General features: G+C 46.2%; 13 protein-coding genes and 1 pseudogene. 1 reads left to right on the plus strand and 13 read right to left on the minus strand.

Annotation, left to right across the window (positions count from 1 at the left end; all coding sequences use genetic code 11):
* The first annotated feature begins 4 nt into the window (after positions 1-4).
* Entirely contained in the window at positions 5-1,603 is a 1,599-nt protein-coding gene (locus U5R06_20885; protein ID MDZ7725202.1) for a CehA/McbA family metallohydrolase, read from the plus strand.
* Here the strand turns inward: U5R06_20885 and U5R06_20890 are convergent.
* The 13 genes and pseudogenes from U5R06_20890 to U5R06_20950 all read right to left on the minus strand — a co-directional run bounded on the left by U5R06_20890 (position 1,596) and on the right by U5R06_20950 (position 11,623).
* Positions 1,596-2,105 (minus strand): R3H domain-containing nucleic acid-binding protein, encoded by a 510-nt coding sequence (locus U5R06_20890; protein ID MDZ7725203.1) that lies wholly within the window; start codon positions 2,103-2,105, stop codon positions 1,596-1,598. The genes U5R06_20885 and U5R06_20890 overlap by 8 nt on opposite strands.
* A 30-nt stretch (positions 2,106-2,135) precedes the next feature.
* A complete protein-coding gene (locus U5R06_20895) occupies positions 2,136-2,636 on the minus strand; it encodes a cyanophycin synthetase (GenBank protein MDZ7725204.1) in 501 nt (166 codons plus the stop codon).
* Positions 2,620-3,543, minus strand: a complete 924-nt coding sequence (locus U5R06_20900; GenBank protein MDZ7725205.1) for a Mur ligase family protein — start codon at positions 3,541-3,543, stop codon at positions 2,620-2,622. The genes U5R06_20895 and U5R06_20900 overlap by 17 nt, the downstream gene beginning before the upstream one ends.
* A 130-nt stretch (positions 3,544-3,673) precedes the next feature.
* Complete coding sequence (locus U5R06_20905; protein MDZ7725206.1) at positions 3,674-4,258, minus strand: Maf family protein; 585 nt, start codon at positions 4,256-4,258, stop codon at positions 3,674-3,676.
* A 29-nt stretch (positions 4,259-4,287) separates the two neighbouring features.
* The gene (locus tag U5R06_20910) at positions 4,288-4,473 is read right to left on the minus strand and encodes a hypothetical protein (GenBank protein MDZ7725207.1); all 186 of its coding nucleotides are present in this window, start codon (positions 4,471-4,473) and stop codon (positions 4,288-4,290) included.
* Positions 4,474-4,484: 11 nt separating this feature from the next.
* Positions 4,485-5,525 (minus strand): FAD:protein FMN transferase, encoded by a 1,041-nt coding sequence (locus tag U5R06_20915; GenBank protein ID MDZ7725208.1) that lies wholly within the window; start codon positions 5,523-5,525, stop codon positions 4,485-4,487.
* On the minus strand, positions 5,506-5,793 hold the full coding sequence (locus tag U5R06_20920; protein ID MDZ7725209.1) for a hypothetical protein: 288 nt from the start codon (positions 5,791-5,793) through the stop codon (positions 5,506-5,508). The genes U5R06_20915 and U5R06_20920 overlap by 20 nt, the downstream gene beginning before the upstream one ends.
* Before the next feature lie 17 nt (positions 5,794-5,810).
* Positions 5,811-7,046: an NADH:ubiquinone reductase (Na(+)-transporting) subunit F gene (gene nqrF, locus U5R06_20925; GenBank protein MDZ7725210.1), complete on the minus strand. Its 1,236-nt coding sequence runs from the start codon at positions 7,044-7,046 to the stop codon at positions 5,811-5,813.
* 9 nt (positions 7,047-7,055) lie between these two features.
* A complete protein-coding gene (nqrE, locus tag U5R06_20930) occupies positions 7,056-7,667 on the minus strand; it encodes an NADH:ubiquinone reductase (Na(+)-transporting) subunit E (GenBank protein MDZ7725211.1) in 612 nt (203 codons plus the stop codon).
* Positions 7,668-7,677: 10 nt separating this feature from the next.
* A complete protein-coding gene (locus tag U5R06_20935; protein MDZ7725212.1) occupies positions 7,678-8,307 on the minus strand; it encodes an NADH:ubiquinone reductase (Na(+)-transporting) subunit D in 630 nt (209 codons plus the stop codon).
* Positions 8,285-9,088 (minus strand): Na(+)-translocating NADH-quinone reductase subunit C, encoded by an 804-nt coding sequence (locus U5R06_20940; GenBank protein MDZ7725213.1) that lies wholly within the window; start codon positions 9,086-9,088, stop codon positions 8,285-8,287. Before U5R06_20940 ends, U5R06_20935 begins: the two co-directional genes overlap by 23 nt.
* Entirely contained in the window at positions 9,078-10,280 is a 1,203-nt protein-coding gene (locus tag U5R06_20945; protein ID MDZ7725214.1) for an NADH:ubiquinone reductase (Na(+)-transporting) subunit B, read from the minus strand. The genes U5R06_20940 and U5R06_20945 overlap by 11 nt, the downstream gene beginning before the upstream one ends.
* Positions 10,280-11,623 (minus strand): annotated as a pseudogene (locus U5R06_20950) (Na(+)-translocating NADH-quinone reductase subunit A). Before U5R06_20950 ends, U5R06_20945 begins: the two are co-directional and overlap by 1 nt.
* Positions 11,624-11,807: the final 184 nt, after the last annotated feature.

Raw genomic sequence — 11,807 nt, forward strand, 5'->3', positions numbered from 1 at the left:
TGTTTTGATCCTTTTGGAGCATATTCCGGATTTTTTTCTTTTTGTTATTGCTATTGCCTATGCGGAAATCCACTACCGCATAGGCATATTGCCAAGCAGATATTTCATCAAAGAGCCGGAGATTATTGCAGATGTACCCAATCGGCTGCAAAAGGGACCTCTACTGCCCGTCGCCGTCGTTGTCAAAGATTCAGACAAGTATCCTGTCAAAATTCAACAAATAACCTGCCGAATCACTCAGCCATACCCGTTCTCTTGTATATTACCGATCGATCAAGTTCTGGAACGACATTTTTGGGCAATTTGTCCTGACGTACAACTGCCGGATGAAATGACAGGCTGCCTGTCAGTAGACATAATCATTGACTATGAATACCGTGGGAAACAAAAGCGCTGCATCAATGACAATTATAAATTATTATCCCATCGCCCGTTCAGTGTTTTTGTTGATCCCGAGCCACTCCCCTGTGAAAAAGGCTGGGCTCTGGGAGATCTGCATACTCACAGTCATTTGAGCCGCGATCAGGTTGAATTTGGTGCGCCGCCGCACATCAGCCGCAAAATGGCAAAAGCAATGGGTTTGTCCTATTTCGCGGTAACCGATCATTCATATGATCTGGACGACAGCCCGCACAATTACCTGGTCAACGATCCGTCTTTGCCCAAGTGGAATGAATTATGGAACACCGTTTCTGAATTGAACAGCCAGGATGAACATTTTGTCATTATTCCGGGCGAAGAGGTATCTGCAGGCAATTGCAAATCACGCAATGTCCATTGCCTGATTTTAAACAATCCTGATTTTATTCCAGGCAGTGGAGACAGCGCAGAGAAATGGCTGCACACCCGGCCGGAACATTCCATCACATATTGCCTCAGCCGAAAGCAGTCCTCCGCCGCCGTGATTGCCGCGCATCCCTTTGTTCCCATACCTTTTTTACAAAAAATGCTGGTTCGCCGCGATAAATGGCGCAAACAGGATGTAATGCATGAACACCTGGACGGATTACAGCTCTGGAACGGCGATGATGAATATTTTATGGCAACGGGAATTCAGGAATGGATTCAACTGCTCCTCCAGGGTCGTCAAATCGGTTTGTTTGCCGGTACAGACGCCCATGGAAATTTCAACCGCTTCCGTCAAATCGGACTTCCGCACTTTAGTATGAAAGAGAGTGAAAAAGAAGTATTCGGCCGCGCGCATACCGGACTTTATATCGATCAAGAATTGTCGGTTGGCCGTATCATCAAAGCGATTCAGAGGCAGCACGCTTTTGTCAGCAACGGACCCTTTGCATGGCTCGATTTTAGAGCAAACGGAAAACGATTCATGGTAGGAGATAGATGCACTAAAAGATCGGGTGAAATTCAAATCAACTGTAAAACAACAAAATCGTTTGGGGTTCTGAAAGCAGCTGTATTGATTATCGGGGACTGTGCTCTGCAACAAGAAGTCAATCGTCCCCTAAAAGTCACGCAAGCCTGTTATAGAAAACGAGTGAGCCTGGATATAGCAAATTTACCGGAGAAAGGATATCTCAGGCTCAAGGTCGTAACCGATAAAAATTGCGTTGCCTATACCAATCCGATCTATCTTACATAAGTTTTATCTTTTTAATGATGCGTTTTAATCCGCGTCCAAACATTTCAGGCTCGATTTCTATATGGCGGAATTCGCCTTCGCCGTGACTGCTGGTTTTGATTGTATCCAGATCCTTGAGAGTGCTGTGAACCACAAATCGTTCATAATTTGTCATGGGAGGCAACACAACTTTATCCCTGTTTTCAATCGCTTCATCCGCTTTCTTTTTTGCAAACCGCTTTAAATTCCCCACGGGTACCACGCGCAATTCATAATCCTCACCATATCGATAGGTTTTGGTGACAATTTCCGGATTTCGGTCAAATTCGCGATGAATACATTTGCGCTCAAAGGCATTTAAATTTGGAATGACAATCGGTTCGATGGTATCAGAGAGTTCTGACTTTATTCGATCGATCAACTTGACAATCTTTTCGGGCTTTTCCTGATCATTCCTTTCTCTTCCTTTGCCGGGTTGATGTCTTCTGTTGCGTTCACGCGGGTTTCTGCGTTTGTCTATCATAGGTCTCCGTCCTTTTCCATATTCCTGACCTCATTTGAGGTGGGTTAATAGTTTTTTATGAATGTTACCAAAAGGTCCATTACTAAAGGTCACAATGATATCACCTTTATGGATATGCTTTTTGAGAAAAACGACCATTGTCTCAATATCCAGATGCTCCCCCACCTTTCCGGCCGCTTGAATATCGCGAGCCAGTGTTTGGCTGGAGAACAATTGATCTGCCGGGGCTTTTTCCGGGCGGTGAACAGGCGCCACAAGCACCGCATCTGCAGATTCAAAAGCTTTAGGCCATTCTTTCTGAAATATATTGCGGCGGCTGGTTGCCGAACGCGGTTCATACAAGGCCCAGATACGCTGTTTTGGATATTTTGATCTCAAGGCAATCAGAGTTTCACGCACGGCCGTGGGATGATGACCAAAATCATTGTAAATTTTGACCCCGGCCACCGTTCCGACACGTTCAAGGCGCTGCTGAATTCCCGCAAATTGACTCAGCGCCGTGCAGATTGTATCTTTAGCAACTCCCAGCATGATCCGCCGTGATGATTGCCGCGAGTGTATTTTTCACATTATGATTTCCGTACATCGGAATCGTGATACGTTTCCACAACTCGTTATTTTTTATAACCGTAAACGCTGTACCCTCATGATTTGTACTGACATCGGCAGCATGCCAATCCGCTGCTGACGACAGCCCGAATGAAACGACGGGGCAAAATCCAAATTCTGAGATTTGCATGGCATGGCTGTCTTCATGCGAAACCACCAGCAAACCCGTTGAAGGAATAATATTGACAAAACGCCTGAATGCCAATTTAATATCATCCAGTGAATCGTAAATATCAGCGTGATCAAATTCAATTGAAGTGATGATGCCAATATCCGGCAAATAATGTAAAAATTTGGCGGTTTTGTCAAAATAAGCGGAATCGTATTCATCGCCTTCCACAACGAATTCGTTTCCGGTTCCTATTTGAAATCCCCGGCCAAAATGATTGGGAATGCCGCCGATCATAAAATTCGGTGAGCGTTCAGCGTATTCGAGAATCCAGGCGACCAATGAACTGGTGGTGGTTTTTCCATGAGTACCCGTCACGACAATGGAACGATGACCGCGAATACAAAATTCCCGCAGCGCATCGGGCAAAGACATGTAGGGGATGTGCTCATTCAACAGGGCTTCCAATTCAGGGTTGCCACGGGATACTGCATTTCCAACGATCACCAGATCCGGATCTGTTTTCAGATGTTCGGGGTCCCAGCCGCTGTAAACAGGGATTCCCTGTTCTTTCAGGAACGTACTCATGGGGGGATAAACATCCTGATCAACGCCGTACACGTTATAGCCTTTACCTTTCAGCATAGCAGCCAAAGAGGCCATTCCGGTCCCACATACCGCTAAAAAATAGATTTTATGTATATCTTTATTGTTCAACATAATCTTTCAGTATGAATATGAATCAATAAATATAACCATTCACATTAAAAATTAAAAGCATCTTTTTTATCAGAGGGAGCAAAACAAAAGTGCACAGCCGTTACGCTTTAGAATAAAACAGTTTAAAAAATCAGCTGCAAAATTCCAGCATGGATGAATAAAACCGGCTTAGAGGCAGTCCCACCACATTATAAAAACAGCCTTCGATACGTTTTACAAAGACCGCGCTTTCATCCTGTATGCCATAGGCGCCAGCTTTGTCCATGGCATTTCCTGTTTTTATATAGGCATCAATTTCATCATCAGTCAAATCGCGGAACGTAACCAGAGTTCGATCGTAACTGGTCATGATATGGTTACCGGGACGATCCAGCAAGGCAAATCCGGTAAAGACTTCATGACTCTGTCCACTTAATTTTTTCAACATTTTACAGGCGGCAGTTTCATTCTCCGGTTTGCCCAAAATATCCCCGTTGATCACAACAATAGTATCCGCGCCAATGATGATAGCATCATCAACCGATTCACCCACTTTTCTGGCCTTTTTCACAGCCAACGTCTGGACATGCTGGTCCGGAATCGGAATATAAATATTCCGCTCATCAATATTACTGGGAGCTACTTTAAAAGATAATCCGAGCAGTTTGAGTAAATCCGAACGTCTTGGTGATTTTGAAGCCAGGATCAATTCTTTTTTGACACAGTCTTTCAGCAATGGAGTACCCAATTAAAAGCGCGGCATTCTTAATAATGCAATTTCCGCGACGTACAGGTTGTTCCGTGTCCGGACTTTTCAGCGTGATTTGCACAATGACCGCCACCGCAGCAGCCGCTGTTTTCACCCCGCTTGTATCCGGACGCATAGAGAGAAATAAACATAATGCCCAGGGCCAGGAGAAAAAATCCAATTATGACAATATATTGAAGCATGTATAGTCCTTTCACTTTTTCATATACATTTCGAATTCAGGGGTCATTTTTTCCACAAACCCATCCTTCGATTTGATCAACAACAGAACCGGCAGGTTTTCTTTGACAGCCAGATCATATCCATCTTCCGGTCCCATGACATCAAGGGCAGTTGCATAGGCATCTGCAACTGTACAAGAATCATGAAGCACGGTCACGGCTGCCAGTTTGTGCTGTATTGGCCGTCCTGTTCTCGGATCGATCGTGTGGGAATATCGAACGCCGTTTTCTTCAAAATAGTTCCGATAGTCGCCGGAAGTGGCTATTGCAATATTTTCGAGAGAAATGATTTTTTGAACCCGATTGCCGCCATCCGGAGACTGAATTCCGATTCGCCAGTTGACATGATTTTCATTTTTCCCGCGCGCCCGAATTTCTCCGCCTATCTCAACGAGATGATTTTCTGTGCCGGTTCGTTCAAGAAATTCAGATACTTTATCAACAGCATATCCCTTGGCAATCGCGCCCAGATCACACTGCAATCCTGCTACAGTTTTTTTCAATGCAGGCGGGTTGAACCGCACCCGGCAGTTCTCGTATCCAACAAAAGTCAGAGCAGAATCAATGGCCTGTTGCAAAGGCACAGTGCGTATCGAATTTCCCGAACCAAATCCCCAGAGATTCACCAGGGGATTGACAGTGACATCAAACGCTCCCTCTGATTGTCGGCTGATGCGCAAAGCAGTATGAACCACGGATGCAAAATCCTCAGAAACAGACATCCATTGGTCTGCTTTAAAATCATTGAACCTCGAAATCTCGGAAGAATCAATATAGGTCGACATTTGCTGATTCACACGCTCAAGAATCGCGTGAATGCTATCCAAAAGCGCCGGGTGAGACTCATAGTACGAACCGGTTTCGACCAGTTTGATCGAAAACGTTGTACCCATGGTATGACCGGCGTAGCTTTTTTCCCGCCGTTGTCTTGAAACTGAATTACAGCTCACAACCGCGCCAATTAACAACAGGCTGAGAACCAGCACATGATGTTTATTGATGAATATGTTCATAGCGGCAGTTGGCACCCTCGGACAGGCAGCGGTGTTCAAATTGTGAACATTCCTTGACCACATGATACCCGCATTTTCGGGCATGCTGACACAGCTTGCAAAGAGACTGATCCCAGGCATGCCGGAACAAACCTGCATAATTTTCGATCCAGTGCATCACATATCCGCGCCCCGGATCGCGTTGAATCCCGCATCCTTCACACCACTTGTCAACCTTGATGCGTTTAAGCTGCACGCTCAGGAAACGGGCTCTGTTTTCTGAATCCATTATCATCCTCTGATATTTTAAACTCCAAAATCGTCAAACATGATATTTTCAGGTTCCACGCCCAAATTGTCCAGCATATCCAGACAGGCATTTAACATGGGCGGTGGACCGCAGATATAATACTCGGCATCCTCAGGTGCCGGGTGATCTTTTAAGTAATTCTCATAAACCACTTGATGAATAAACCCGGTCGGACCATCCCAGTTATCTTCTGGCAGCGGCTCGGACAGGGCCAGTGTCCAGTCAAAATTATCAAATTTCTCTTCAAGCCTATCAAAGTCTTTATTATAAAAACTTTCCCGGAAACTGCGGGCGCCATACCAGAATGTAATTTTTCGATCGGTGTTGATGCGTTTTAATTGATCAAAAATATGTGAACGCATCGGCGCCATTCCCGCACCGCCGCCGACAAATACCATTTCATGATCTGTATCTTTGGCGTAAAATTCGCCATAAGGTCCGGATATAGTCACTTTATCTCCCGGTTTCAAACTGAAAATATAAGAAGACACTTCGCCCGGCGGAATATCCGGTTTATTCGGGGGCGGTGAGGCAATTCTCACATTCAGCATAATAAGACCTTTTTCTTCCGGGTAATTGGCCATGGAATAGGCGCGGTACACCGATTCATTCACTTTAGAGGTATACTGCCACATATCAAACTTGTCCCAGTCCTCTTGAAATTCTTTGTCAATATCAAAATCTTTATAATGTACCGTATGCGGCGGTACTTCCAGCTGCATATACCCGCCGGCGCGGAAATTCACATCTTCATCCGGGGGCAGTTCGAGAACCAGCTCCTTGATAAAGGTGGCCACATTATCATTGCTTTTAACGGTGCATTCCCACTTTTTAATTTCAAATACTTCCGGGGGAACCTGTATCTCCATATCCCCCTTGACCGGCACCTGGCAGGACAGACGATAGTTTTCACGCACCTGTTTGCGCGTCAGCTTGCCCTTTTCCGTAGCCAGAATATCGCCGCCGCCCGACTCTACAACGCACTTGCACTCTCCGCATGTTCCGCCTCCACCACAGGCAGAAGGCAGGTAAATACCCTGATCGCCCAACGTGGACAATAGCTTTCCGCCCAACGCGACTTTATAAGTATGCTCCGGATCATCATTGATCACCAGTTCCGCCGTTCCCTGCGGAACAAGCTTGGAGCGGGCTATTAAAATAATAACAACCAAGCCAATAACAATGAGTATGAACATGACCACACCCAGTAAAACCAGTCCGATTCCTTGCATGCCATTCCTCTATAACTGTATTCCAGAAAATATCATAAACGCAATAGCCATCAAACCGACTGTAATAAAGGTAATTCCAAGACCCCGCAGTCCGGGCGGCACATTGCTGTATTTTAATTTTTCACGAATTCCGGCCAGTGCGATCACAGCCAGAGCAAAGCCCACACCGGAACCGAATCCAAACACCACACTTTCACCAAAATTATAATCCCGCTCTACCATAAATAACGAACCGCCGAGAATGGCGCAGTTTACTGTAATCAGCGGAAGAAAAATTCCGAGCGAGTTGTAAAGTGAAGGCACAAATTTATCCAGAAACATTTCCAGAATTTGGACCAGCGCTGCGATAACGCCGATATAAGTAATCAATCCTAAAAATGTCAAATCAACATTGGGAAGGCCAGCCCAGGCCAGAGCGCCCTGCTTGAGCACATTGGCATAGATCAAATTGTTCACCGGAACCGTGATGGACTGCACGACGATCACAGCAATCCCCAGACCTGTGGCGGTTTCTACCCGTTTGGAGATCGCCAGAAAGGTACACATGCCCAGAAAAAAAGCAAGCGCCATATTTTCAATAAAAACGGACTTTACAAATAATCCGAGATAATATTCAAACATAAGCAGATCCTCATTCCTCTTCTATTTGTTCCGGTTTCCATGTGCGAATGATCCAGATCAGCAAACCGATCAGGATAAAAGCGCTCGGAGACAGTAAAAACAATCCATTCGGCACATACCAGCCGCCTTCAGTCGCAACCGGAAGAATCTGGAAACCCAATAACTGACCGGATCCCAACAGTTCCCGGAAAAATCCGACATAAACCAGCACAAAACTGTATCCGATACCGTTTCCGATTCCATCCAAAAAACTAAACAAGGGCTTGTTCTGCAGTGCGAACGCCTCAGCACGTCCCAGAATAATACAGTTTGTAATAATCAATCCCACGTAAACCGAAAGCTGCTTACTGATATCATAGGCAAATGCTTTGATCACCTGATCAGCTACGATTACCAATGACGCTATAATCGTCATCTCTACCAGAATTCGAATGCTGCTGGACAAATGGTTGCGAATCGCGCTCACAGTTAGATTTGAAAAAGAAACCACAAATATAACGGCCAGAGACATGACAAGCGACGTCTCCAGTTTTGAAGTCACGGCCAGAGCGGAACAAATGCCCAATATCTGGTAGGCAATCGGATTATTATTAAATATGGGATCAAGAAGAAGCTGTTTAGCTCGTTTCATGGGTCCCATCCTTCCTTTGATGTTTGATAAACGGTAAATAACCTTGCTCGCCCAGCCAAAACCGCACCGTGTTGTTGACACCGCGCGTGGTAATGGTGGCGCCGGACAAACCGTCAATTTTATATTTCGAATTCGTATCAGAAGGATCGACCGTTCCTTTTATCACCTGAATACGCACATTTCCGTCCGGCCCATAGGCCATTTTGCCTTCCCATTGTTCTTTCCAGCTGGGATTGTCCACTTCACCACCCAGTCCGGGGGTTTCACCGTGATCATAATAGGTAATGCCGCGGATCGTTTCCAAATCTCCGTCCAATGCCAGAAAGCCATACATGGTCGACCACAATCCCTTTCCATAAATCGGGAAAATATAGCGTTCAATGCTGTCTCCGGACTGTACCGCATAGACCGGCATGTATTTAGGCTGTTTTTTGAGATCAGCAATATCCTCAGAATCCGGGATCGCCTGAGTAAGCTGGGGATTACTTGCCATGGTCTTCACGTCCAGGGTTTTACTTTCAATAACCTGACGGTATGTCTCTTCAGGAACAGGTTCTCCGGTATCCAAATTAATAACAAGGGTTTCAATTCGTTCATTGAACACGTTTTGCAAATCAATGCCCGGCTCGTACAACTGTCCAGCTTGCAAAATATTTGAAAGTTTATCCAACTCTTGATTGCGCACCTGTCTGGGTTTTAAGCCGACGGCCAAAGCGGACACAATCACGGCGCAAACCAGACAGACACCCAGGGTGACGATAATCATTTTCTTTGTGCTGTCATTCTGCATGGCGCAATTGTCTCCTTTTGATGTTGCGGTTAATAAAAATGCGGTCAATGATGGGGGAAAACACGTTCATGAACAAAATAGCAAGCATCATCCCCTCCGGGAAGGCCGGATTAATCACCCGCACCATGATCACCAGAACACCAATGAGCAAACCGTATATCCATTTGCCCTGGGTTGTCATGGTTGCGCTGACCGGATCGGTTGCCATGAACACCGCCCCAAACGCATAGCCGCCGAATACCAAATGCATCCAGGGTGATACATTAAACATGGGATTGGTGTCACTGCTCACCCAGTTGAAAAAAAGAGCAGTGGCTAAAAGTCCGATTAAGGTAGCAAGCATAATCCGCCACGATCCAATTCGGGTCACAATGAGAATAAACGCGCCGATCAACGCCGCGATTACGGATGTCTCTCCCATAGAACCGGGTATCAATCCGATAAAGGCATCTTTCCAGGTGTATGTAAACTCAATTAACGGATCTGCGAGCTGCGCCAAGGCGGTAGCCTGACTCAATCCGTCAACAGCCACCCAGACCTTGTCTCCGGATATCTGGGCCGGATAGGCAAAAAACAAAAAAGCCCGGGCCGTCAAAGCCGGATTGAAAATATTCATCCCCACGCCGCCGAACACTTCCTTTCCGATGACGACGCCGAATGACACGCCGAGAGCAATCTGCCAATAAGGCAGTGTCGGTGGTGATATCAACGGAAAAAGCAGACTGGTTACGAGAAAGCCTTCATTGATTTCATGCTTGCGGATGACTGCAAAAAGCACTTCCCAGAATCCGCCAACCGCAATGGTCACGATATAGACCGGCAGAAAAAACAACGCCCCGTGCAGAACATTGGCCCAAAAATTTGCCGGATCAAACGCCACACCGAGCTGCATCATAAGCTGTGTCTGCCAGAATGAGGTTTGAACATCAGCAATCTGGGACAATGCCAGATTGGCCTGGTATCCCGTATTGTACAGAGCCATCAACGTACAGGGAACAAGGGCGTAAACCACAGTGATCATGGCACGTTTCATATCCAGTGCATCCCTCACATGCGGCGCTGCCGGAGTCGGCTTTGCGGTGGTAAAGAGTATTGTATCTACAGCCTCATAGAGCGGATGCAGACGTTCCAATTTGCCACCCTTTTGAAAATGCCTGGCCTGTTTATCCAGAAACGATCTTGGTAATTTCACTATCCTTCCTTTTCAATAATTGTCAGATTCCTTCTTAATGCGGCGCCATGGTCCAGCTTGGCCGGACACACAAACGAACAAAGTGACAAGTCTTCTTCTATCAGTTCCAGAACACCGAGCTTTTCAGCCTCATCAAGGTCATCCACTGCCAAAGCCCGGAACAAAGGAGTCGGCAATATATCAAGGGGCATCACTTTTTCATAGGTTCCCAACGGAACAATTCGCACGTTCACTGCCGTGCTGATTGGTGGTAAAAGGAAAACGTTTTTTAGGCAAAAGAGAGGCAAGTGTAAGATTTTTAACTGAAAAAAGATCAGGACTAAAGCTGGTCCATCCCAGGAAAACGCGTTTTTTGCTTTCCGGAAGAACAGAGACCTGATGATGATACCGGCCGAGATAATTGACGGTATCAACCGCCTGATTTCCATCAAGCACAGAACCACTGATCACCCGATTCTCACCCTCCTTCAGCTCGTTTTCGAGGATATCCTGTAAAAACGCACCTTTTCGGGTTCTGAATCAACCGGGGCATTTTGACAGCAGGACCCGCCAAGGCCACGGTACAGGCTGTGTTAATATGTCCGGTGGTAAACGATTCCCCGATATCCGCGACATCCGTGGCATCCAGGTGCCAAACGACTTTTTCGCTGACGCACTGGTGAAATGAAATGGATATGAGTTCCGGGGAGTCCGGCTGGATGCGGTCCGGAAAATTCTTCTGCAGAGACCTGATCCAACTCGGGTATGTTTAAAGCCGAGCCCTGCGCCCTGCAGACGTATACTGTGTCAGTCAGGCGGCTGAGCACCCGCAATCCGGACTCAAATTCTTTGTCACGACCGCGCAGCAGCGTTTCGGTTGCAGGCGCCAACGGCCGGGTATCCATGGCTGTGACAAAAATACTTTGCGGACGTGTTTCAGGGTCCGCTACCTTGCCGAACGGCCGTGCTTTCAGGGCTGTCCACAAACCGGAATCAATCAACTGACTTTTAACGGTCTCTTCCTCCAGTGCATCAAGCTTGTCCGGAGAATAGGATTCAAATGTAACCTGTTCATCGCCCTCGAGCTTGATCACCAGGGACAAGAATTTCCGCTTTTCCCCGCGATTGATCTGCACGACCGTGCCGGTTCCCGGTGCGGTGTACTTGATGCCCGGTGTTTTTTTATCTGTAAATACAACCTGGCCGAGCTTGACCTTGTCTCCTTCTGAAACCTCCATTGTGGGCTTCATGCCCGTATAATCATCACCCAAAAGAGCCACAAAATCCGTGGATTTTTCGTCAAGGACCGATTCGTCCGGGACGCCCGCTATAGGCAGATTTAAACCCTTTTTAATTTTTGTCAAAGCCATGCTGGTTCCTTCAATAAACTATCAATTTTCGGCATATTATTAAACTTATAAAAATCTTTATATAAATCAAAACACTTTATTCAAACGGGGTGTATACAGGGCAACATTTCGGACACAAGAATACTTGAACACTGGGCAATTTTAAGGGTTCCGATCTTTTTTGCAATCAGTTTAGAAA

It is taken from the genome of candidate division KSB1 bacterium, assembly GCA_034521575.1.
Lineage (GTDB): Bacteria > Zhuqueibacterota > Zhuqueibacteria > Residuimicrobiales > Krinioviventaceae > JAXHMJ01.

Bases quoted from the DNA above. Each gene is read 5' to 3' on its own strand.
- U5R06_20890 (MDZ7725203.1), bottom strand. From the start codon at position 2,105: ATGATAGACAAACGCAGAAACCCGCGTGAACGCAACAGAAGACATCAA.
- U5R06_20895 (MDZ7725204.1), bottom strand. From the start codon at position 2,636: ATGCTGGGAGTTGCTAAAGATACAATCTGCACGGCGCTGAGTCAATTT.
- U5R06_20900 (MDZ7725205.1), bottom strand. From the start codon at position 3,543: ATGTTGAACAATAAAGATATACATAAAATCTATTTTTTAGCGGTATGT.
- U5R06_20910 (MDZ7725207.1), bottom strand. From the start codon at position 4,473: ATGCTTCAATATATTGTCATAATTGGATTTTTTCTCCTGGCCCTGGGC.
- U5R06_20915 (MDZ7725208.1), bottom strand. From the start codon at position 5,525: ATGAACATATTCATCAATAAACATCATGTGCTGGTTCTCAGCCTGTTG.
- U5R06_20920 (MDZ7725209.1), bottom strand. From the start codon at position 5,793: ATGGATTCAGAAAACAGAGCCCGTTTCCTGAGCGTGCAGCTTAAACGC.
- nqrF (MDZ7725210.1), bottom strand. From the start codon at position 7,046: ATGCAAGGAATCGGACTGGTTTTACTGGGTGTGGTCATGTTCATACTC.
- nqrE (MDZ7725211.1), bottom strand. From the start codon at position 7,667: ATGTTTGAATATTATCTCGGATTATTTGTAAAGTCCGTTTTTATTGAA.
- U5R06_20935 (MDZ7725212.1), bottom strand. From the start codon at position 8,307: ATGGGACCCATGAAACGAGCTAAACAGCTTCTTCTTGATCCCATATTT.
- U5R06_20940 (MDZ7725213.1), bottom strand. From the start codon at position 9,088: ATGCAGAATGACAGCACAAAGAAAATGATTATCGTCACCCTGGGTGTC.